The organism is Glaciihabitans tibetensis (genome assembly GCF_003003265.1).
Classification (GTDB): domain Bacteria; phylum Actinomycetota; class Actinomycetes; order Actinomycetales; family Microbacteriaceae; genus Glaciihabitans; species Glaciihabitans tibetensis.
Genome location: NZ_PVTL01000004.1, coordinates 183,888 through 205,065 on the forward strand (window position 1 = coordinate 183,888; position 21,178 = coordinate 205,065).

Genomic DNA, 21,178 nt, shown 5'->3' on the forward strand with positions numbered 1-21,178 from the left:
GAAGCGCCGCAACCCAGAAGCTGCTCGCCTATGAGACCGCGATGACGCGAGCCTCCCACGGGCGCAGTGGGGCGTCGACGGTCACATGGCCCGGGTAGTTGTTGAGCACGAGGGAGCCCGTCGCAATAGAGGGCTGGAGTGCCGCGACATCCACCTCTCCTGACGAAAAATTGCCGACCACAAGCAGGGTCTCGTCGCGGAGGGTGCGCGTGAAGGCGTACAGGGTCGGGTGCTCGGGCAGCAGCATCGTGAAGGAGCCGAGGGCGACGACCGCGGAGCCGTGCCGCAGCGCGATGAGCCGGCGATAGTGTTCGAACACGGAGCGCTCCCCCGCGGCCCGATCGGCCGCGACATTGACCGGGCCCTCGCTGTAGTTCGCGTTGACTTCAACCCAGGGAGTGCCCGAGCTGAACCCGGCATGCGTCGAGTCGTCCCACTGCACCGGCGTGCGGGCGTTGTCGCGCGAGCGGATCCGCAGCGATGCGAGCAACTCCTCCGGGGTTGCCCCGGCGGCCACCTCCTCGGCGTACCAGTTGAGCGACTCGATGTCGCGATACTGCCCGATGGAGGTGAACCCGGCATTGGTCATGCCGATCTCCTCGCCCTGGTAGATATAGGGCGTTCCGCGGTGAAGGTGCAGAATCGTCGCGAGCATGGTGGCCGATTCCACCCGATACTCGCCGTCGTCGCCGAAACGCGACACCGAGCGCGGCTGGTCGTGATTGCCGAGGTAGAGGCTGTTCCAGCCGGACTCCGCCAGGCCGCTCTGCCACCTCCCGAGCGAGGCCTTGAGATCGGTGAGCTGCAGCGTCAGATTGTCGAACTTGGAGTCCGGCCCGTGGTCGAGCCCGACGTGCTCGAACTGGAACACCATGTCCAGCTCCAGCCGGTCGGCGCCCGTGAACAGCTGGGCGTCCTCCACGCTCACTCCCGGCATCTCGCCGACCGTGATCAGGTCGGCGTCGCGACCAGCGAACACCGCCGCGTTCATCTCCTGCAGATAGTCGTGGATCTGCGGACCCATCAGCGCGTGGGTACTGTCACCGGTGAGGTCCGCCTGCACCTTCGCGATGAAGTTGATGACGTCCATCCGGAAGCCGTCGACACCGCGGTCGAGCCACCCGTTCATCATCTCGTAGACGGCGGCACGTACCTCGGGGTTCTCCCAGTTGAGGTCTGGCTGCTTGGCCGCGAACAGGTGCAGGTAGTACTGATCACCGCCCGGGGAGTCGCTCGGGTCATCGCTCGTCGCCACCTTGCTCCACGCGGGACCGCTGAATGCGCTGCGCCACAGGTTGGGCTCTCGGTCGCCGATTCCGTCGCGCCAGATGTACCAGTCGCGTTTGGGATTGTGGCGTGATGCCGCGGACTCCACGAACCACGGGTGCTCGTCACTGGTGTGATTGACCACCAGGTCCATCACCAGTTTTATGCCGCGGGCGTGCATCTCCGCGAGCAGCACGTCGAACTGCTCGAGCGTTCCGAACAGCGGGTCGATCGCGCGATAGTCGCTGATGTCGTATCCGTTGTCCGCCTGTGGGGAGCGGTAGATCGGCGACAGCCAGACCACATCCACGCCGAGCTGCTCGAGGTGGTCGAGCTTCGACCGGATGCCCTCAAGATCGCCGACGCCATTGCCGGTGGAGTCCGCGAAGCTGCGCGGGTAGATCTGGTAGACCACCGCATCGCTCCACCAGGCCGGGGCGTTCTGAATCTCTTCGCTGATACTCATGCTTTCAATACTTACTCAATGAGGGCCCGCAGTGCGGCTATGTGGCCGAGGTAGGCCTGTCGACCCGCAGCGGTGAGCTCCACCCAGGTGCGCACCCGTCCCAGTCCGCTCGGCTTGAGCAGCCGCACGTAGCCGGCCTGCTCCAGCACCCGCAGATGTTTGCTGGTCACCGAATCCGCCACGTCGAGCATGTCGCGGATCACGCTGAACTCCGCCCGGTCGGTCGAGTTCAGAAAAGCGCAGATCTGCAGCCGGTTGGGCGCGTGGACGACCTCGTTGAACTGGGCAGTCACTACTCTCCCTCGAGCAGAGCCGGGCTGTGCGATGCCGCGCGAAGCTGTGCGCGAACGGCTTTGTCGAACTGGCGACCGAGGAGGATCACCAGGACCACAATCACCGCCCCGAGTAGCCAGGCGGGCCAGTCGATTCCCACAACATCATGGAAGTAAAACATCGCTCCGGCGCTCGCCAGCATCAATGCGCCCAGCAGGTAGGTCCAGCGGCTCGCCTTTCCGGCACCGAAGCCCCAGATCCAGACGCCGGTCTGCCGTTTGTACGCACTGATCATCAGCGGCAGAGCGACCAGAAAGACCACAATCGCGACGATCATCGTGAGCGTGTTGCCGATGGTGATCGCGACGACGTAGCCGCCGCCTAACAGGCCCAACACTGGGTGGTACCACGCCGGAGTGATGAGGCGGTCGGCTGCGGCCGCGCGGCCCGCATCAATCGCCGCGAATGAGACTCGAAGGTCGTCGCTCTGCTTGTTTTCCATGCTGGAAAGTCAATCACATTCCATGTTGGAAAGTCAACAGCATGGCCCGCCCTCTTGTTGTTCAGGGCCTGCGGGCGGAGGATCAAGGGATGAAACATGAGCCCATCTCCCCCATGCTGGCCAAGGCCGTCGGCGCAGTGCCCGAGCCGAACAGCGTCGAGGGCGGGCTGGGCTATGAGCCGAAGTGGGACGGTTTTCGCGCCATCATCTCCTACGACGGTGACACCATCGAGATCGGCAGCCGCGGCGCGAAGATGCTGACGCGGTACTTTCCCGAACTCACCGAGGCCCTCCCTCGCCTGCTCACCGAGCCGTGCATTCTCGACGGGGAGATCGTGGTCGCCCAGGGCGACACCGGCAGCGCGCGGCTCGACTGGGAGGCGCTGTCGCAGCGGATTCACCCCGCGGCGAGCCGGATCCGCACGCTGGCCGAAAGCACCCCGGCCATGTTCGTCGCCTTCGACCTGCTGGCCCGCGGCGACACGAACCTGCTGTCCGAGCCCTTCGAGAGGCGCCGTGACCAGCTCGTCGAGGTCGCTGGGGGCAAGGGGCATCCGCTTCATCTCAGCCAGCTCACCACCGATGTGACTCTCGCCCGGCGCTGGCTGGTCGAGTTCGAGGGTGCAGGGCTCGACGGGGTCGTCGCGAAACCGCTGGCCGCCGTGTACGCCCCGGGCAAGCGCACGATGCTGAAGATCAAGCATCACCGCACCGCGGATGTCGTGGTGCTCGGGTATCGCATCCACAAGTCCGGTTCGGGCGTGGGATCGCTGCTGCTCGGGCTCTACAACGACGAGGGGGTGCTGCGCAACGTGGGCGGTGCGTCTGCCTTTACGGATGCCCGTCGCCTGAGCCTGATCGACGAACTCGAACCGCTGGTGCTGCGGGATGCCACGGGCGAGGTCGCTCCAGCAGAAACCGATCGCAGCCGCTTCTCCTCCGGGAAAGACGTGTCGTACGTGCCCCTTCGTCCGGAGCTGGTTGCCGAGGTGAAGTACGACCAGATGGAGGGAAGCCGGTTTCGTCACACCGTCCAGCTGGCGCGGTGGCGGCCGGATCGGGATGCCGCCTCGTGCACGTTCGAGCAACTCGAGGTTCCGGCGGCCTACGACCTCAGTACCGTGCTCAGCTGACGCTCAGTCCTTCTGGCGCGCCCGACTGGGCTGCACCCGCGGCGGTTCGCCGGGCATCTTGGGGTAGTCGGGTGGGTAGGGCAGCTCGCCCAGCCCGCGCTCGAGGTCTTTTTCCCACCAGCGCAGCAGCTCGTCGATTGTGCCGAGGCTCGACTGCATGGTCGCCCAGGGGTCGCCGGTCGTGCGGAGCCGCTCCGGCACCGTGCGAATCGTGAAGTTCTCCGGGCGCACGCTCTCGAGTTCGTCCCAGGTCACCGGACACGACACCGGGGCGTGCGCGAGGGCACGCGGACTGTAGGCGCCAGCCATGGTGCGATCACGGTTGGCCTGGTTGTAGTCGAGAAAAATGCGCTCACCCCGCTCTTCCTTCCACCAGTGGGTGGTGACCTTGTCGGGCATGCGGCGCTCCAGCTCTCGCGCGGCCCCGATCACGGCATGGCGCACGTCGATGAACTCGTGGGTCGGCTCGATGGGGGCGAAGACGTGGAGGCCGCGGTTGCCGGATGTCTTGACGAAGGTGGTGAGCCCGGCCTCCTCGAGCACGCCGCGCAGGGCTATGGCCGCGGCAATCGCATCGTCGAAGTCCGTTCCGGGCTGCGGGTCGAGGTCGATCCTCAGCTGATCGGGAAAATCCGATGTTTTTGCCCGCGACGGCCACGGGTGAAACACCACGGTGTTCATCTGCACCGCCCAGACAATCGCGGCGGCCTCGTCGAGCACGAGCTGCGGATGCGTGCGCCCGCTCGGGTACACCACCGTGGCGGTGCGCACGTAATCGGGAGTGCCGCGGGGCGGGTTCTTCGAGAAGAACTGCTCGCCGTCCACCCCGCCGGGAAAGCGCTGCAGCGACAGCGGCCGTCCCCCGTTTGCGGCAAGAAATGCGTCGGCCACCTCGACGACGTAGTGAGCGAGGTCGAGTTTGGTGAGCTCAACCTCGGGCCAGAGCATGCGGCTCCCGCTGCTCAACCGCACCTCGCGAGCACCATCCGGACCGTCAACGGTGAGCACTGTCGCTTCGCTTGCCATGGATCCACGGTACCGGTGTGGAGCAGGATTGGACCATGGTCACAAAACTTCTGCTCATCTCGGACACTCATCTCCCGAAACGGGCGCGCGTGCTTCCGGCAGCGGTGTGGCACGCGGTTGACGACGCCGACGTCGTGCTTCACGCCGGGGACTGGGTGGATGTCGCGTTGCTCGACGAACTGCAGGCGCGTGCCGCCCGACTCATCGGGGTGGCCGGCAACAATGACGGCCCCGCACTCTGGGCGCGGCTGCCCGAAATCGCACGCGAGACCATCGACGGCGTGCGGTTCGCGATGATCCACGAGACCGGCTCCGCGGCCGGCCGCGAACAGAGGATGGACGCCGCCTTCCCCAATACGGACGTACTGGTTTTCGGACACAGCCACATTCCGTGGGACTCCGTTGCCCCGTCCGGGATGCGGCTGCTCAACCCGGGCTCCCCCACCGACCGGCGACGCCAGCCCGTCTGCACCTACGTGACCGCCGTTATCGACACGGGAGTACTGGTGGATGTCGCGCTGCTGGCGGTGCCGCCGTCTGCGTGAGCCTACTTTGATGCACCCTTGGCCGTCTTCTTGCCTCGCGTCTGTTCCGCCGCCTTCGCCTCCGGAATCACGTGCAGTCCGCTGGTCGAGTTGGCGGAATGCATCAGGGCTTCGAGCCAGTCGCGATTGATGTCCGGTTCCGTGGCGATGGTGAATTCGAATCGTAGATTCGCTTCGGAGTGCAGCCAAATACAGGTGAGGCCGCCGTCGCCCTCGTTGTCGTTGTCCCAGGAGAAGCTGAAGCTCTCCTGGCGCCGAAGCTTTGCGATGATGACCAGCTTGATGTGCCACAGCAGGCGATCATCGAAATAGATGGGCTCGGTCGAGTCGTAGAGAAGGTGGCCCACTGCCCTGCCCCTTTCGGTGGCGTGTATGCGAGGCGGCGCGCGCCGCTTCGCGCACCTGTTCTTCGCCAGCAATCTACGCTTCCTGTTTGCCAATAGAAAGGGGCCACCGAGCGTGAGGCAGGGCGGCCGAGGATGCGAGACTCAACCCATGATCAGTGGATACTCGGTCGACCAGATTCGCGCCGCGGAGGCACCCCACCGAGCCGCGGGTGAGCCCCTCATGGCGCGTGCAGCAGCGGCCCTCGCCAGCGAGGTTCGTTCCCTGCTGCCTCCGGCAACCGATCCCCATCCCGGCTCGGTGCTGGTGCTGGTCGGATCGGGCGACAACGGAGGGGACGCCCTCCTGGCTGCCGCAGAGCTCGCCGGGGCGGGCATCGCGGTCGACTTACTGCCCACCGCAGACCGGATGCACGATGTCGGGCGCGTGGCAGCGCTCGAAGCGGGCGTGCGTTTTCCTGATTTCGGACCGGCGGATGACGCGGAGCTGGTCGAACTGGCCCGTTCGCACTCCATCGTGGTCGACGGGATCCTCGGAACGGGAACCAGCGCCAATCCCGCGCTGCGCGGCCGGGCGCGCGAGGTCGTCGCATTGCTCCGGTCTGTGGTCGAAGCGCCGGACGGCCCGACGGTCGTCGCCGTTGACATCCCGAGCGGCGTTGGGCCGGACGACGGTGCGGTGCCGGATCCTGTGGTGCTTCCCGCAGACGTTACCGTCACTTTCGGCGGAGCGAAGGCGGGGTTGCTGCGCGAGCCCGCTCGGTCGTATGCGGGGCGGCTGGTGGTGGTGGACATCGGCATCACCGCCGAGCTTTCCGCGATGACACCGGTCATCCGCCTCTGAGCGCGGCTCCACGTGAGAGCATTGGGGCATGTCGTTTGACGCCTTTCCGCTCGTCGACGTTGGCGACATCATCCGTCTGGTCGGTCCCACTTCGTTCCAGCGAGGCCGCCCCTACGCTCGCGTCGGTGCGGTCATCGATGTGACGTGGGACTCCGATACGGGTTCGCTCACGGGCCTCGTCCAGGGAACCAAGCCCCGCCCGTACTCCTGCAACATTCAGCTCGCGCCGTCGGGTAGTGCGCTGCGTCGGCCGTTGTACGGCACCTGTACCTGCCCCATGGGTCAGGACTGCAAGCACGTCGCGGCGACGCTGATCGAAGCCAACTCGATCTACATCCAGGAGGCCGACGACGCGCGCATCTTCCACGCCAGCGCGCTCCGGGGCGCTTCCCGCGGACACCCCGCGCGTGCGATGGAAGTTCGGGCGGCTGCGCCCGAGAAGACCAAGCCGACACCCCGCTGGAAAAGCGCGCTGGACGCGGGCAACCCCGCGACGGCGCCTGGCAGCGCTTCGGCAGCCGGTTCGTTCGCACCGAATTCGCCGAACACTTCCGCCGCCAGTGTGCCGATGGCGCTGCTGTTCGAGTTACGAGAAACGGCAGTGCGGCGCGGGCAGAACTGGGGTGCGGCGGCCACCAAGGCCGCCACACTCACCGATCCGTCACCCGCGGCACGCAAAAAGCGCCGCCTCGCGGTGCGCCCGGTCACGAAAAGTCCCACGGGCAACTGGGTGCGCGGATCGCTCACCTGGTACTCGCTCAGCTTTCCGACGAACCAGTTGGGGCTCGACCCGGTACAGCGCCTGTGGTTTGCACAGCTCGCCGGCCTGTACAGCGCCACCAATCCGACCCACTTCGGCCCCAGCCCGGAGTGGCTCCTGCTCGAAGACTTTCATAGCCCGCTGTTCTGGAACCTCATGGGGCAGGCGGCCGAACTCGGCATTGCGTTTGTGGGACCAAAAAAGTCCGCGTCGGTGCAGCTCGGCTCTTCCGTCGAGCTGACCCTCGACGCCAGCACCGGCGGCGAACAGGCCACCAAACGCACCGCCGCCCCCCTGCAGTTGCGCACCCGCCTCCGCATCGACGGCACCGCACGCCCGATAGACACCGCGGGCACCATCGGCGACCACGGTGTGTACAGCATCGAGACCACTCCCCATTTCGCCGTGACCGTCGCGCCCACCGCACAACCTCTCAGTTCCGACCAGCGCGCCCTGTTCGGCCGCGCGGATCAGATCAGTGTGCCCGGGAAGGACGTGCCCGAATTCCTGACCGAGTACTACCCGCGATTACGGCGCACCATTGCGATCACCAGCGACGACGCTTCGGTTCGACTGCCAGAATTTGTGCCGCCGGTGCTTGTGCTGAGCGCCGCGTTCCTCCCGGAGAACGGTCTCGACCTGCGGTGGAACTGGGAATACCGGATCGGGGACGCGGCCTCGGTCGCCCAGACAAAGACCCTCCGTCCCGGCGACGACGAATCCGGCGCGCGCGACACCGCGGTCGAGCGCGACGTGTTGCGCCGGGTCGAAGCAGCCCTCGCCGCGTGGCCCCGCCTGCGCGACACCACGAGCACAACCAACGCCAGCACCAGCAGCACGGGCAGCACCGCCAGCACCGCCAGCACCAGGGTGCTCGACCAGGTCGGCGCCCTTCACCCCGTGGCGACCCTGCGCGGGCTCGCGGCGGCGCAATTCAGCCACGACGTTCTGCCCGCGCTCGAAGCTCTCGACGGTGTGCGCATCGAGATCTCGGGTGACCGCCCCGCCTACCAGGAGCTCACCGCGGCACCGACCCTCACCGTTCGCACAGAGGCGACCGATCACGGCGACTGGTTCGACCTCGGCGTAACCGTGACGATCGAGGGACGCGACGTACCCTTCGAGCCCCTGTTCGCCGCCCTTTCCACCAACCAAGACACACTCCTGCTCGACGACGATTCCTTCCTCTCCTTGGACCAGCCCGTCTTCGACAGCCTCAAGAAACTGATCGATGAGGCATCGACGCTTCAGGACGGTTCCGCTACTCCCCGGATCAGTCGCTACCAGTCGAGCCTGTGGTCCGAACTGACCGAGCTGGCGGACAACACCGAGCAGGCGGACACCTGGCGGGCGTCCGTGTCCGGTCTGCTCGAACTGCAGTCGGTGCCCCCGGTGCCGGTGCCCGAGCAGATCGATGCCACGCTGCGTCCGTACCAGCACGACGGCTTCACCTGGCTGGCCTTTTTGTGGCAGCACCAGCTCGGCGGTGTGCTCGCCGACGACATGGGCCTCGGTAAAACCCTGCAAACCCTGGCGCTGATCAGCCACGCCGTTAATTCATCGGGGCAGCGGGATGTCGCCGCGCCGCCGTTTCTCGTCATCGCCCCCACCTCTGTCGTCTCCAACTGGGTCTCGGAGGCGGAGCGGTTCGCCCCCCACCTCGCCGTGCGCGGCATCACGACCACCCAGGCGAAGGGCCGCGTTCCGTTGGACGAACTCGTCGCGGGCACGAATCTCGTCATCACGTCGTACGCGCTGTTCCGACTCGACTTCGAGGCCTACCAGAACCAGGAGTGGGCAGGAATGATCCTCGACGAAGCCCAGTTCGTAAAAAACCCAACCTCCCACACGCACCGCTGCGCCGTCGAGCTCCGCGCGCCGTTCAAGCTCGCCATCACCGGAACGCCGATGGAGAACAGCCTCACCGACCTGTGGTCGCTGTTCTCCATCGTGGCGCCCGGGTTGTTCCCGTCGCTGCGCGGATTCACCGAGGAATATGTGCGGCCCATCGCCCGGGGCGATAACGCCGACCTGGTCGCTCGCCTGCGCCGCCGCATCCGCCCCCTTATGATGCGCCGCACCAAAGACCTGGTCGCAGCCGACCTGCCCGCAAAGCAGGAGCAGGTGCTGAAGATCGACCTCGCGCCGAAGCACAAGAAGCTCTACGACACCTACCTGCAGCGCGAGCGCAAGAAATTGCTCGGACTCATGGATGACTTCGACAAGAACCGGTTTCAGGTCTTCCGCTCGCTGACCCTGTTGCGCATGCTGAGCCTCGATGCGTCTCTGGTGGATGACAAGTACAGCGACATCCCGTCGAGCAAACTCGATTCGTTGTTCGAACAGCTCGAAGACGTGGTCGCGGAGGATCATCGCGCGCTGATCTTCAGCCAGTTCACCTCGTTCCTGAAGAAAGCTGCCGCGCGTCTCGACGCCGCGGGCATCGAGTATTGCTACCTGGACGGTTCCACGATGAACCGCGGCGATGTCATCAAGCGGTTCAAGGAGGGAACCGCTCCGGTGTTCCTCATCAGCCTGAAGGCCGGTGGATTCGGGTTGAATCTCACCGAGGCGGACTACGTCTTCCTGCTCGACCCGTGGTGGAACCCCGCGAGCGAGTCCCAGGCGGTCGACCGTACGCACCGGATCGGGCAGAGTAAATCGGTGATGGTGTACCGGATGATCTCCACCGGAACTATCGAGGAGAAGGTGATGGCCCTCAAGGAGAAGAAATCGCGGCTCTTCGACGCGGTGATGGACGATGACGCCGTGTTCAGTTCCGCCCTCACCGCCGACGACATCCGCGGGCTCCTCGACTGACGGAGCCCTCTCTTTGCGGCTGTCGCAGGCTGAACAAATGCTCGGGCCGCGCCAGACGTCCGGGCCGTGCCAGACGAGCGGGCCGTGCCCACCATTGCTGGTGTGACACGGCCCGCTGCGTGCGACTCGACTGCGACTGCGACTAGGTGACGATCGCAACGACCGTCATCGCGCGGACGGCCGGTTCTTCAGGTCGGCCTCGTCGCCCTCGAGCTCGATGCGCTCCTTGCGCAGCTCCTCGCTGACCTGTGCGTCCTCCGTGACCGTCTCGGTATTGAGCCGTACACGCTCCACCGGAGTGGTCGTCTTCTCCACAACGGGGCGCTCCGCGGTCAGGATCACCTCGTGCTCCTCCTCGCTGATGGCTGGGCCGGATGTCGCGGAGTCCACGTTCGCGTCGGTGATGGGTTCGCGCTCGAGCCGCACCTCCTCGCGGCTCACGGGTACGGTGACGGTCTCGTTTTCGGTGACCACGTACTTGCGCAGGCGAACACGGCCGGTCTCGACCCGCTCGGTTCCGACGCGGAGTTGCTCCTCCGAGCGCGTCATCGCGTCATCGGTCGTCGGGCCTGAGGTGTCGTACCCCGTGGTTCCGGTGGATCCCGAGGCCGCGCTGTCGGTCGCGGTGCCGTCTGTGGCCGTCCGATCGGTCGTGGTGCGGCCGGAAACGCCCGCCGAGGCGAGATCGTCGTTCGTCGTCGCCCCCGAAGGCACGCCGTCGCCGCGGTAGTAGTCGTACAGCGCTGCTTCTTCGTCTTCGGAGAGTGCGCCGTCTGCATCGATGCGCGGGGCGTCCTTCACAAAGTCCTTCTCGTAGGTCACCCGGAGCGTGTCGGAGTCTGAGTTGGCTCCCTCCAGCGAGACGAACGACTCGGACATTCCGAACAGGCCGGTGCGCACACTCGCCCACAGCGGTTCGTTGGTCTCGGAATTGACGTAGATCTGTCCGACGGTTCCGATTTTCTCACCGTCCCGGTCGACTACGTCGGCTCCGATCAGGCTCGGGAGATTCGTGGTGTCAATCATCTGACTCCTGCTTTCTGTGTCTGGTGTTTCTTTGGGGTGTGTTTCTTGGGGGTGTTTCTCTGCGGGCGCGCCGGAAGCGGCCCCGTCTGAGGGTGGGCGTGCGAAGAGCCGCTAGTTCGCGCGAAGCAGGCGCTAGTCCCTGCGAAACGAGCTCTATTTGCCGAGGCCGGCCTTATCCACCCGGCGGTGGAAGCGCATACCCGCGATGCCGCCGAGGACTGCTCCGCCGAGGCTGGCTGCAGCGGCAAGCAGCGCCGCGATCACTCCTCCGAAGGTGAAGTCTTCGGATTGGGCTCCGAGTTGGGGAACACCCTCGAGGCTGCCCCCAGCGTCCAGTTCGTTGCCGATGATGAGTCCGAGGATGGTCACGACTATGACGGCGACGATCGCCCACAGCCACACCGCAAGTCCCTGCACGGCGCCGCTGAAGCGGGCCATGCGGCCGGCAACATACCCGCCGCAGTAGTAGGCGACGAATAGAATCACCAGCGCAATCACCCCGCCTACCCAGGCTGTGGTTCCCATGTCCCACGACGTTGGATCGGCAAACTGATTTGTCGTTGTCTCTGCGCTGTAGCCGAGCAAAACGGCGATGGTGCCCGCGACTGCGCTCAGCAGCACCACGGTTCCCGTAGCTGCCAGCCATCCGAAGAAGGCCGAGCCGATCTTGATGCCGCCGAATTGTTCCTTCTGGCGTGCCACTACCTCTTGGCGGACGGTCGGGCGGTCCCCCACCGGGACGGCAGATGTGTCGCGCTGCCCGGAATCGTTTGTGCCGGGATTGGTGAGAGGCGGTTGAGCGTTATCGTCGGCGGGGACCCTGCTTCCTGAGGGGGTCCCGCTTGAAGAGCGGGACGTGCCGTCTCGTGTCGGATCTGAGGTTGACATTACCGATCCTCGTTACTGAATAGGCCCAGCTCGCGTCGTCGCGCGCCATCGCGTTGAGAACAGTCAATCCGATCGCCGAAATCGCAACAAGGGGTTGAACACACAGGCACGGTGCGAATCCCCCACTTCGGGCGATCTTGACGGGGAACGGCACGAGCGCGCGGTTCGCCGTGTCCGTGGGAACGGAGCGTTGCTCCCGTTTCAGATGAGTTGCACGGCTCGCCGCAGGTGCTCACGCGCGGCTGTCACGGTTTCGGGACTGACCGGCAGCGTGCCCGGCAGGCCGAGTCGCAGGAAGGGCGAAAGATCCGACCGGCGCACGAGCACCGCGGACAGGCCGCGCAGCCTGCTCACCTCGGTGGGAACGGTGATGCCCGCATCATCCGGCACCACCATGATGACTGCGGTGAATCGCACCCCCATGTTTTCGCTGAAGAAGTTTGCACGCGATATCAGCGTTCGGATGGGGCGCTCACGCCGACCGAAACCATCGCCCGTGACATCCCCGCCACGCACATAGACCTCCCCACCACGGTCCTCCGACAGCAGGGCGAAGAGCCCGGTGGGCCCGAGCACAACGTGATCGAGTTTCTCTGCGGGGTTTCCTCCGGCGACCTCGGTGGAGACGTCGTGCCAGATACTGAAGGAACTGCCCACACCGGTGAGCGCTGTCGCCGTCGCCTCCTCCGTCATCGCGGCGATCAGGCATTGGCGCACACTGCCGGGCAGTGCAGAAGCGAGTCGCGCGTCATAGGGGTCGACTGACGCCATTCCCATCTGCCTGGCCCACTCACCCACGCCCGTCACATACTGCTTACGCCACCACAACCCGGCGTGGCCATACGTCGCGCCGGGAGAGGCCGGGGAGCGAAAGGAAGACCGGCCGGTGCGGGTGCCGGCCGAGTCCGCCGAGTTCGGTGGCGACCAGGTGGACCACGGCGACCGCGACGACCCTGCGGCGGGAAAGGCCGAGGAGGTGCGGTCGTACCGGGCGCGATCCTCGGCGGTACCGACGGCCTCCCACGCGACCTGAACCGCGTGGAATTCCACCGCGACACCTCCCGTGTCCGGGTGGGTTCGCCGAAGCGCTCTGCGGTACGCGCGGCGCAGCTCGTCGTCAGTCGCACTGGAGGTCACGCCGAGAACCTCGTAGGCGTCGGAACTGGGACTCATAAAATCGCCGGGAGTGTTCTTGTCAGGAGAGTTCTCGTCAGAAGAGTTCTCGTCAGGACGTCTGTCGTGAGGACGTCTCTGCAATGCAGGCCTCGGTGGCAACCCACGCCAACATTGCGCACTTCACGCGCATGACGAACTTCGACACCCCGTGGAAGGCCACCGCGTCTCCCAGAATGTCAATGTCGGGTTCTCCCGCACCGCGCGAGCGGAGCATCTCGCGGAATTCGGCGATGGTCGACTGAAGTTCGGCGATGGTCATTCCCGGAGCCATCTCGGCGAGCACCGACGCGGAAGCCATCGAGATACTGCACCCGGCTCCGCGCCAGCCAAGCGCGGATATCCGGTCAGTGCCGGGCTCGAGCGCGAGCTGCAGGGTGATCTCGTCACCACAGGTGGGATTGCGCTCAAAATGCATCGCGTCGAAGTGGTCGAGCTCACCGAACCCGATACGGCGCTTCGAATGATCCAGGATAACTTCCTGGTAGAGGCCAGCCAGCGCGTCGCTCACTCGTCCACCCCGAAGTACGGGCGCACCTCGGCGACGGCAGCAAGAAACCGGTCGACGTCGTCGGTGCTCGTATAGAGGTACGCGCTCGCCCGTGTCGTGGCCGTCAGACCGAGTCGGCGATGGAGGGGTTGGGCGCAGTGGTGTCCGACGCGAACGGCGATGCCGCGGGAGTCGAGGTATTGGCCCACGTCGTGGGCGTGCACGCCGACCACGTCGAAGCTGACCAGGCCCGCGCGGGTTACGCCGGCGGCGGGACCCACCACCTGGATCCCGGGGATGTCTGCGAGACCGGCGAGCATACGCTGCGCGAGCGCGTTTTCGTGCTCGTCGATGCGGTCGAGGCCCACCGACTCGAGGTACCGCACCGCGGCGGCGAGTGCGACCGCCTGGGATACCGGCTGCGTCCCCGCCTCAAACCGTTGTGGCGCGGGCAGGAAGTCCGAACCCTCCATCGTCACCGTGTTGATCATCGATCCTCCGGTACGGAACGGCGGCAACGCATCGAGAAGGTCGGCGCGCCCGTAGAGCACGCCGATCCCGTTAGGGCCACCCATCTTGTGTCCGGAGAACGCGGCGAAGTCCACGTCGAGTTCCACCAGGTTCAGGCGCCGATGCGGTGCGGACTGGCAGGCATCGAGCACAACGAGTGCGCCGACCGCGTGCGCGAGCGCCACGATGTCGCTCACGGGCGCAACATACCCGGTGACGTTCGATACGTGAGCGAAGGCGATGAGTCGGGTGCGCTCCGTGATGACGGCGGCCGCGTCATCCGCTGTCCACGTACCATCGTCTCGCACCGGCACGTATTTCAGGCTTGCGCCGGTTACGGCGGCCAGCTCCTGCCACGGGACGAGATTGGAGTGGTGCTCCGCCTCGGTTATGACGATCTCATCGCCACTGCCGAGCGCGAAGCGTCGTGCCGCTGGGCCACCGCGCCCGTGGCTGGCATTTGCCATCCCGTAGGCGACCAGGTTGAGCGCATCGGTAGCGTTGGAGGTCCAGACAATTTCGGCCGGGGACGCGCCAACAAAGTCAGCGACGGTCGCGCGGGCGTCCTCATAGGCCTCGGTCGCGAGAGCGGCCAGCGTGTGCGCTCCGCGATGCACGGCCGCGTTGGAGTGAAGCAGGAAGTCGCGCTCGGCATCGAGCACGGCGAGAGGCCGTTGAGCGGTCGCACCGGAATCGAGGTAGGCGAGCGGTTGCCCGTTGACGAACTCGCCGAGAGCGGGAAAGTCCGCGCGGATCGACGCGACTTCGAGGTCGCTGAGAGGGCTGACGGAAACGCCATGAACAAGACTGGGCACAACTTCCAGCCTACGCACTCGCGCCCCTGGCCGCAGGACCGGCGCAGTTGCTGCGAGCTACTCGTCTCCAGAGCTACTCGCCAAATCCGGACGCCAGCAGTGTCGTCAGCGCGTCGACCGCTTCCTGTGCCTGCGTGCCGGTCGCCTCCACGCGAACCGAGGATCCGATCCCGAGGCCCATCCCCATGATGCGCAGCAGGCTTTTTGCATCGACCCCGTTCACCGTGATCCTCGCGTCGAATGTGCTCGCCAGCCGCACAAACTCCGCCGCGGGGCGTGCGTGCAACCCCGAGGGGTTAATCAGGGTTGCATTCGCCCCGATCGGTTCCTCTGGCCTTTCGGACGAGGGCGGGAGGGTCGTGCTGCTCAGGTCGGAGCCCCGGCGATCCGACGAGGTCGATTCGACAGCTTCCTCTGGCGAATTTTGGTCGGACGTCATGGCGGATGCTGCGGCGGAAGCCTCGGCAGCGTCAACCACCTCGGCCAGCGCACCGCCCACCTCCGCGGCGACCGCCGCGGCAACCGCACCCTCGACGATCGGTGCGTCGGCAATACGCACCCGTGCGCGCAACTCGTCATCGAGGAAGTCCAGCGCCGTCTCGGCGGTGAGAATGGCGGAGCCAAGGTCGCACATGACGACCACTCCGTCGCCATCGTCGGCGTCTACTACCGCCGACATCACGAGGTCAAAGCTGGTACCGAGGCCCCCGTCATCCGTTCCCCCCGCAGCGCGAATGCGAACCCCGGGGGCCATCTGGCCCGCGAGCTCCACGATTCCCTCCGCGATCTTGGCGGAATGAGAGACAACGACCAACCCGACGCTCACGGCTCTAGTCCGTCGTCGCGTCTACGGCAGCGCGTAACAGCAACGCGGAGGACACCGATCCGGGGTCCCTGTGTCCGATCGCGCGTTCGCCGAGGTAGCTCGCGCGGCCCTTGCGGGCAACGAGCGGATCCGTCGCTGCGGAGCCTGCCTCGGCCGCCTCCGCCGCGGCAACCAGGATGGCGACCTCGTCCTTTCCCGCTGCCAGTGCTGTGGCCGCGGCCTCCACCGCGGGGGTCCAGGCATCGATCATGGTCTTGTCTCCCGGTTCCGCCTTGCCCCGCAACACGATCCCGTCGCGCGCGGCGGTCAGCATCGCGACGAGGTCCGCCCCGTCAAGCTCCTCATGGCCGGCGACCGCGCCCGCTGCCTTCAGGTACGCGGTGCCGAACAACGGCCCGGATGCGCCGCCCACGGTCGAGATCAGCGTGGTTGCAACCATCTTCAAGGCATCACCGGGGGTAGCGTCGGCGCTGAGATCGGCCAGCTTGGTTGCCACGGCCGAAAATCCGCGGTCCATGTTCTCGCCGTGATCCCCGTCACCGATCGCCCGATCCAGCGTAGTCAGGTCGGTGCGGTGCTCCGAGATCACGTCTGCACTCCGCGCGATCCACGCCTTCGTCCACGTGATGTCTAAAGCCATGGTGAGTTACCTTCCCCAGCGCAGTGCGGCGGTTTGTACCGGCGCGTTCCACAATTCTTCCAGTTCAGGGTCGAGCTTGAGAACCGTGATCGACGCCCCCTGCATCTCGAGGCTGGTGACGAAGTTGCCGACGAGGCTCACACCGACCTCGATGCCGTTGGCGGCGAGCAGTTCGGCCGCGCGGCGATACACGATGTAGAGCTCGACCTGCGGGGTGCCGCCCATGCCATTGACGAACAGCAGCACGCGATCCCCGGAGGCGAACGGGAGGTCTTCGAGAATCGGTGCCAGCAGCCGGTCGACGATCTGGTCGGCGGGCTCGAGCTGGATCCGCTCGCGACCAGGTTCCCCGTGGATCCCGATACCAATCTCGATCTCATCGTCCGCGAGGGTGAAGCTTGGCTCGCCCGCGTGCGGCACGACGCAGGGCGTGAGCGCGACCCCCATCGATCGCGTCTGCGCGTTCACACGGGTGGCGATCGCGGCGACCGCCTCCAGGTCATCCCCGCGCTGCGCTGCGGCGCCGGCGATCTTCTCCACCAGCACGGTGCCGGCGACGCCCCGGCGCCCCGCTGTGTACAGCGAATCCTTGACGGCGACATCGTCGTCGACGATGACGGTGCGTACGGTCACCCCCTCGGCCTCGGCAAGTTCCGCGGCGGTCTCAAAGTTCAGCACGTCGCCGGTGTAGTTCTTCACGATCTGCAACACCCCAGCCCCGGAGTTGATTGCGAGCGTCGCCGCCAGGATCGGGTCGGGGGTCGGTGAGGTGAACACGGCGCCAGGAACCGCGGCGTCGAGCATGCCGAATCCGACGAAACCAGCGTGCAGCGGTTCGTGCCCGCTCCCGCCCCCGCTGATCAGCGCCACCTTGCCCGCGACCGGGGCATCCGCTCGCACAACGAAGATCGGGTCGAAAGACGCGGTCACGAGGTCAGCGTGGGCGACGGCGAACCCCGTCACCGCTTCCTCTACGACATTTTTCGGATCATTGATGAGCTTTTTCATGACCGTTCCTCTCGACACTTCGTTGTGGACGAATCCTTCGGATGATTCGATTTTGAGCAGCGTAGCCTTCAACCTAGCCCAGACCGCAGCCGAGGATAAGCCGCCACAGTTTTTCTCGGCAAGGGCCTGTTTTTGCCCCGCTGGTCAGGAATAAGGTGGGTTGAAATCCCCTCAAATGGGGGCTGCGCGCGCTCAGTGCGCGCCGAAACCAAGGACGGTCAACGTGGATCTCGGAACTATCTTCCTTTCGGAAACAGTGGGCACGGCGATGCTCATATTGCTCGGTTGTGGTGTAGTCGCGAATATCGCACTCGCCAAAACCAAGGGCAACGCCGGCGGATTCCTGATGGTGAACTTCGGGTGGGGCCTCGCAGTCTTCGCCGGTGTCACGGTCGCCTATTCGTCGGGCGCGCACCTGAACCCTGCGGTGACCCTCGGCCTCTGGGCCTCCGGCGTGGAACTCAGCTTCACGCAAATCCTGGTCTACTTCGCTGGCGAGTTTGTCGGTGCCTTTATCGGAGCCGTGCTGGTGTGGCTCGCGTACAAGCAGCACTTCGACGATGAGCCTCTCGCGGCCAACAAGCTCGGCGTGTTCTCCACCGGCCCCGCCATTCGCAGCTCCGCCTGGAACCTCATCACCGAAATCATCGGCACGTTCGTGCTCGTGTTCGTCATCGTCGGATTCGGACGGGTTGGCGACGTCGACCTGTCCGTTCCCGCGGGGCTCGCCGCGCTCGGCGCACTTCCGGTGGCACTGCTGGTAGTCGTGATCGGCATCTCGCTCGGTGGACCGACCGGTTACGCAATTAACCCCGCCCGTGACCTCAGCCCGCGCATCGCGCACGCGGTCTTGCCGATCGCCGGCAAGGGCACGAGCGACTGGGGCTATGCCTGGATCCCGGTCGTCGGGCCCGTTATCGGCGGCATCCTCGGCGGGCTCGCCGCCGCCCCCCTGCTCCCGCTGAGCTAAGCCGCCAACCCAGGTTCACCGGATAAGCTAATTGCTCACCTTTGAACCAAGCACCAGCTTATGTATGCACAGGAATGGCCATGGCACTTGCCCATGGCCCCAACAAAGGAGTTAATTCCGTGACCGATTTCATCGTTGCGATCGACCAGGGCACGACCAGCACCCGGGCGATCATCTTCGACCACTCCGGCTCTATCGTTTCGGTAGGCCAGAAGGAACACGAACAGATCTTCCCCCGCGCTGGATGGGTCGAACACGACCCAGCGGAGATCTGGAACAACACCCGCGAGGTCATCGGCCAGGCGCTGTCCCGCGCTGACATCACCCGCCACGACATCGTCGCTGTGGGAATCACCAACCAGCGCGAGACGGCAGTCGTCTGGGACAAAACGACGGGGGTTCCCGTCTACAACGCGATCGTCTGGCAGGACACCCGCACGCAGGGCATCGTCGATGCACTCGCAGCCGACGGCGGAACAGAACGGTTCAAGGCGCGGGTCGGACTGCCGCTGGCGACTTACTTCTCGGGCACCAAAATCATGTGGATCCTCGAGAACGTCGAGGGTGCCCGCGAAAAGGCCGAGGCCGGTGATCTGCTGTTCGGCACCACGGACAGCTGGGTTGTCTGGAACCTCACCGGGGGCATCGACGGCGGCGTGCACGTCACCGATGTGACCAACGCCTCCCGGACGCTCTTTATGGACCTGAAGACGCTGCAGTGGGACGACGAGATCCTGGGTATTTTTGGGGTACCGCGCTCGATGATGCCGGAGATCAAGAGCTCGTCCGAGGTCTACGGCGAAGTGGAATCCTCGAGCCTGCTGCGCGAGGTGCCGGTAGCCGGGATCCTCGGTGACCAGCAGGCGGCGACATTCGGCCAGGCGGCGTTCGATACCGGCGAGTCGAAGAACACCTACGGCACGGGTAACTTCCTCATCTTCAACACCGGCGAGGAGATCATCCACTCGAAAAACGGGCTCCTCACGACGCTCGGCTACAAGCTGGGCGACGCCCCGGCCCACTACGCGCTCGAGGGATCGATTGCGGTGACCGGCTCGCTGGTGCAGTGGCTGCGAGACAACATCGGCCTTATTCAGAGCGCCCCGGAGATCGAGACTCTCGCCAATACGGTCGACGACAACGGCGGCGTGTACTTCGTTCCCGCCTTTTCCGGTCTCTTCGCCCCGTACTGGCGCGCGGATGCCCGCGGAGCACTGGTGGGATTGACTCGGTTTGCGAACAAGGGGCACATCGCCCGCGCTGCCCTGGAAGCGACCGCGTTCCAGACCCGTGAGGTTCTCGACGCGGTCAATGCCGACTCTGGCGTTGACCTGACCGAACTCAAAGTCGACGGGGGCATGATCGCCAACAACACCCTGATGCAGTTCCAGGCCGACATTATCGGAGTCCCCGTCGTGCGTCCGGTTGTCGCCGAAACCACCGCGCTGGGAGCAGCCTACGCGGCCGGTCTCGCGGTCGGATTCTGGAGCGACCTCGACGACCTGCGTAAGAACTGGCAGGAAGACAGCCGCTGGGTGCCGCAGATGGAGACCGCAGAACGCGAGCGTCAGCTGCGCAACTGGAAGAAGGCCGTGACGAAGACCTTCGACTGGGTCGACGAAGACATCCTCTAGGAGTCCCGCGACACCTCGCTTTAGAGCAGACACCCCGCTACACAACAGCGAAAGCGCCGCCCGGTTCACCCGGGCGGCGCTTTTGTTTGGCCCTGGGGCGACGAGTACCGCCGCGCCGGTCGTGGTCGTCGCTGTTCGCTCAGGCCGCGTTGGTGGCGGCAGCCCACTGGTCGAGCTTCACCAGCGCGGCCCCGGAGTCAATGGTGGCTTCGGCGATCACGAGCATCCGCGACATCCGCTCGACAAAGGGATCCCTGATGTGGCTGGGATGCTGCGCCAGATCGAACGCGACCAATCCAGCCGCCGCGTTGAGCAGAACAACATCGCGCACCGGGCCCGGGTCGCCCCCGAGCACAGCGCGCGCGACACCGGCGTTGTAGTCCGGTCCCTTTCCCAGCAGTTGGTCGATCGACGAGCGTGCGATGCCCAGATCGAGCGGATCAAGGTCGTGCTCAGTCACCGAGCCACGCGAGACTTCCCAGACGTGGCTGTGGCCGGTGGTGGTGAGCTTGTCGATTCCGTCGTCACCGCGGTAGACCAGCGCTGCGGCGCCACGCGTCTGGAACACCCCGACTATAAGAGGAACGCGGTCGAGGCTCGACACACCGACCGCGGAGGCCTCCGGCCGGGCCGGATTGCACAGCGGCCCCAGGATGTTGAAGAGCGTCGAGATGCCCAGCTCCTTGCGGGTGGGTCCCGCGTGCCGGAAGCCGGGGTGAAAGATTGCGGCGTTGGCAAAGCTGATGTTCGTCTCCCGCAGCACCGCGGCTGCACGCTCGGGCGAGATCGAGATGTCTACTCCGAGTGCGGTGAGCACATCCGACGCGCCGGAGGCCGAGCTCGCGCCGCGATTGCCGTGCTTCAGCACCGGAACCCCGGAGGCCGCGCAGATGATGGACGCCACCGAGGAGATATTGAGAACCGCCCCGTACGGGTCTCCTCCGGTACCGACGATGTCGAGCACCATCGGATCGACCGACAGAGGCAGGGCGTTGGCAAGAACGGCATCGCGGAATCCGACGATCTCGTCAACCGTTTCACCCTTTATCCGCAGCGCCACGAGCAGGCCGCCCAGCTGCGCGTCCGTCACCTCCCCGGCCATGACCTGCTGCATCGCCCAGGTCGCCTGGCTGATAGACAAATTAGAGCCTTCTACAAGGATGCCGAGAAGCTGTGGCCAGGTTGAATCGGAGGACATGGTTCAAATCCTATCGATTCG

General features: G+C 65.6%; 20 protein-coding genes. 6 read left to right on the forward strand and 14 right to left on the reverse strand.

Annotated elements, in window-relative coordinates:
• Positions 1–28: 28 nt before the first annotated feature.
• The 3 genes from B0I08_RS08955 to B0I08_RS08965 are packed head-to-tail and all read right to left on the reverse strand — an operon-like array spanning position 29 to position 2,507.
• Positions 29–1,732, reverse strand: coding sequence for a glycoside hydrolase family 13 protein (locus B0I08_RS08955; protein ID WP_106211977.1), 1,704 nt, complete (start codon positions 1,730–1,732; stop codon positions 29–31).
• Positions 1,733–1,743: 11 nt separating this feature from the next.
• A complete protein-coding gene (locus B0I08_RS08960) occupies positions 1,744–2,025 on the reverse strand; it encodes a transcriptional regulator (RefSeq protein ID WP_106211979.1) in 282 nt (93 codons plus the stop codon).
• Positions 2,025–2,507: a hypothetical protein gene (locus B0I08_RS08965; protein ID WP_106211981.1), complete on the reverse strand. Its 483-nt coding sequence runs from the start codon at positions 2,505–2,507 to the stop codon at positions 2,025–2,027. Before B0I08_RS08965 ends, B0I08_RS08960 begins: the two co-directional genes overlap by 1 nt.
• A gap of 89 nt (positions 2,508–2,596) precedes the next feature.
• On the opposite strand from B0I08_RS08965, the gene B0I08_RS08970 reads away from it, so the two are divergent.
• A complete protein-coding gene (locus B0I08_RS08970; RefSeq protein WP_106211983.1) occupies positions 2,597–3,640 on the forward strand; it encodes an ATP-dependent DNA ligase in 1,044 nt (347 codons plus the stop codon).
• Between the two features lie 3 nt (positions 3,641–3,643).
• Here B0I08_RS08970 and ligD read toward each other — a convergent pair whose 3' ends face one another.
• Positions 3,644–4,666, reverse strand: a complete 1,023-nt coding sequence (ligD, locus tag B0I08_RS08975) for a non-homologous end-joining DNA ligase (RefSeq protein ID WP_106211985.1) — start codon at positions 4,664–4,666, stop codon at positions 3,644–3,646.
• A gap of 35 nt (positions 4,667–4,701) precedes the next feature.
• Here ligD and B0I08_RS08980 point away from each other — a divergent pair, with 35 nt between their 5' ends.
• Entirely contained in the window at positions 4,702–5,211 is a 510-nt protein-coding gene (locus tag B0I08_RS08980; protein WP_106211987.1) for a metallophosphoesterase family protein, read from the forward strand.
• A 2-nt stretch (positions 5,212–5,213) separates the two neighbouring features.
• Here the strand turns inward: B0I08_RS08980 and B0I08_RS08985 are convergent, their stop codons facing one another.
• Complete coding sequence (locus B0I08_RS08985; protein ID WP_106211989.1) at positions 5,214–5,558, reverse strand: DUF7882 family protein; 345 nt, start codon at positions 5,556–5,558, stop codon at positions 5,214–5,216.
• Between the two features lie 148 nt (positions 5,559–5,706).
• Between B0I08_RS08985 and B0I08_RS08990 the strand changes: the two genes are divergently transcribed.
• Both B0I08_RS08990 and B0I08_RS08995 read left to right on the forward strand, forming a co-directional pair.
• A complete protein-coding gene (locus B0I08_RS08990; protein WP_106211991.1) occupies positions 5,707–6,399 on the forward strand; it encodes an NAD(P)H-hydrate epimerase in 693 nt (230 codons plus the stop codon).
• A 28-nt stretch (positions 6,400–6,427) separates the two neighbouring features.
• Positions 6,428–9,979 (forward strand): DEAD/DEAH box helicase, encoded by a 3,552-nt coding sequence (locus tag B0I08_RS08995; protein ID WP_106211993.1) that lies wholly within the window; start codon positions 6,428–6,430, stop codon positions 9,977–9,979.
• Positions 9,980–10,144: 165 nt separating this feature from the next.
• Here the strand turns inward: B0I08_RS08995 and B0I08_RS09000 are convergent, their stop codons facing one another.
• The 8 genes from B0I08_RS09000 to dhaK all read right to left on the reverse strand — a co-directional run bounded on the left by B0I08_RS09000 (position 10,145) and on the right by dhaK (position 17,355).
• The gene (locus B0I08_RS09000) at positions 10,145–11,005 is read right to left on the reverse strand and encodes a DUF2382 domain-containing protein (RefSeq protein WP_106211995.1); all 861 of its coding nucleotides are present in this window, start codon (positions 11,003–11,005) and stop codon (positions 10,145–10,147) included.
• Positions 11,006–11,158: 153 nt separating this feature from the next.
• Complete coding sequence (locus B0I08_RS09005; RefSeq protein ID WP_219905640.1) at positions 11,159–11,707, reverse strand: hypothetical protein; 549 nt, start codon at positions 11,705–11,707, stop codon at positions 11,159–11,161.
• Positions 11,708–12,094: 387 nt separating this feature from the next.
• On the reverse strand, positions 12,095–13,066 hold the full coding sequence (locus B0I08_RS09010) for a J domain-containing protein (protein ID WP_106211999.1): 972 nt from the start codon (positions 13,064–13,066) through the stop codon (positions 12,095–12,097).
• Positions 13,067–13,118: 52 nt separating this feature from the next.
• Positions 13,119–13,577 carry a Fe-S cluster assembly sulfur transfer protein SufU gene (gene sufU / locus B0I08_RS09015; RefSeq protein ID WP_106212001.1) on the reverse strand — a complete coding sequence of 153 codons (459 nt, stop codon included), beginning with the start codon at positions 13,575–13,577 and terminating at the stop codon, positions 13,119–13,121.
• On the reverse strand, positions 13,574–14,881 hold the full coding sequence (locus B0I08_RS09020) for an aminotransferase class V-fold PLP-dependent enzyme (RefSeq protein WP_181243353.1): 1,308 nt from the start codon (positions 14,879–14,881) through the stop codon (positions 13,574–13,576). The genes sufU and B0I08_RS09020 overlap by 4 nt, the downstream gene beginning before the upstream one ends.
• Positions 14,882–14,954: 73 nt before the next feature.
• Positions 14,955–15,707, reverse strand: coding sequence for a dihydroxyacetone kinase phosphoryl donor subunit DhaM (gene dhaM / locus B0I08_RS09025; RefSeq protein WP_106212003.1), 753 nt, complete (start codon positions 15,705–15,707; stop codon positions 14,955–14,957).
• 4 nt (positions 15,708–15,711) lie between these two features.
• Positions 15,712–16,347 carry a dihydroxyacetone kinase subunit DhaL gene (gene dhaL, locus B0I08_RS09030; RefSeq protein ID WP_106212005.1) on the reverse strand — a complete coding sequence of 212 codons (636 nt, stop codon included), beginning with the start codon at positions 16,345–16,347 and terminating at the stop codon, positions 15,712–15,714.
• A 6-nt stretch (positions 16,348–16,353) separates the two neighbouring features.
• Positions 16,354–17,355 (reverse strand): dihydroxyacetone kinase subunit DhaK, encoded by a 1,002-nt coding sequence (dhaK, locus tag B0I08_RS09035; protein ID WP_106212007.1) that lies wholly within the window; start codon positions 17,353–17,355, stop codon positions 16,354–16,356.
• A gap of 223 nt (positions 17,356–17,578) precedes the next feature.
• On the opposite strand from dhaK, the gene B0I08_RS09040 reads away from it, so the two are divergent.
• Together B0I08_RS09040 and glpK are read left to right on the forward strand one after the other, a co-directional pair.
• Positions 17,579–18,325, forward strand: coding sequence for an MIP/aquaporin family protein (locus B0I08_RS09040; protein WP_106212009.1), 747 nt, complete (start codon positions 17,579–17,581; stop codon positions 18,323–18,325).
• Positions 18,326–18,444: 119 nt separating this feature from the next.
• Positions 18,445–19,959: a glycerol kinase GlpK gene (glpK, locus tag B0I08_RS09045; protein ID WP_106212011.1), complete on the forward strand. Its 1,515-nt coding sequence runs from the start codon at positions 18,445–18,447 to the stop codon at positions 19,957–19,959.
• 139 nt (positions 19,960–20,098) lie between these two features.
• On the opposite strand, the gene trpD is transcribed toward glpK, so the two are convergent.
• The gene (gene trpD / locus B0I08_RS09050) at positions 20,099–21,157 is read right to left on the reverse strand and encodes an anthranilate phosphoribosyltransferase (protein ID WP_106212013.1); all 1,059 of its coding nucleotides are present in this window, start codon (positions 21,155–21,157) and stop codon (positions 20,099–20,101) included.
• Positions 21,158–21,178: the final 21 nt, after the last annotated feature.

Coding starts and splice junctions, on each gene's coding strand:
- B0I08_RS08955 (WP_106211977.1), bottom strand. CDS start 1,732: ATGAGTATCAGCGAAGAGATTCAGAACGCCCCGGCCTGGTGGAGCGAT.
- B0I08_RS08965 (WP_106211981.1), bottom strand. CDS start 2,507: ATGGAAAACAAGCAGAGCGACGACCTTCGAGTCTCATTCGCGGCGATT.
- B0I08_RS08970 (WP_106211983.1), top strand. CDS start 2,597: ATGAAACATGAGCCCATCTCCCCCATGCTGGCCAAGGCCGTCGGCGCA.
- ligD (WP_106211985.1), bottom strand. CDS start 4,666: ATGGCAAGCGAAGCGACAGTGCTCACCGTTGACGGTCCGGATGGTGCT.
- B0I08_RS08980 (WP_106211987.1), top strand. CDS start 4,702: ATGGTCACAAAACTTCTGCTCATCTCGGACACTCATCTCCCGAAACGG.
- B0I08_RS08990 (WP_106211991.1), top strand. CDS start 5,707: ATGATCAGTGGATACTCGGTCGACCAGATTCGCGCCGCGGAGGCACCC.
- B0I08_RS08995 (WP_106211993.1), top strand. CDS start 6,428: ATGTCGTTTGACGCCTTTCCGCTCGTCGACGTTGGCGACATCATCCGT.
- B0I08_RS09000 (WP_106211995.1), bottom strand. CDS start 11,005: ATGATTGACACCACGAATCTCCCGAGCCTGATCGGAGCCGACGTAGTC.
- B0I08_RS09010 (WP_106211999.1), bottom strand. CDS start 13,066: ATGAGTCCCAGTTCCGACGCCTACGAGGTTCTCGGCGTGACCTCCAGT.
- dhaL (WP_106212005.1), bottom strand. CDS start 16,347: ATGGCTTTAGACATCACGTGGACGAAGGCGTGGATCGCGCGGAGTGCA.
- dhaK (WP_106212007.1), bottom strand. CDS start 17,355: ATGAAAAAGCTCATCAATGATCCGAAAAATGTCGTAGAGGAAGCGGTG.
- trpD (WP_106212013.1), bottom strand. CDS start 21,157: ATGTCCTCCGATTCAACCTGGCCACAGCTTCTCGGCATCCTTGTAGAA.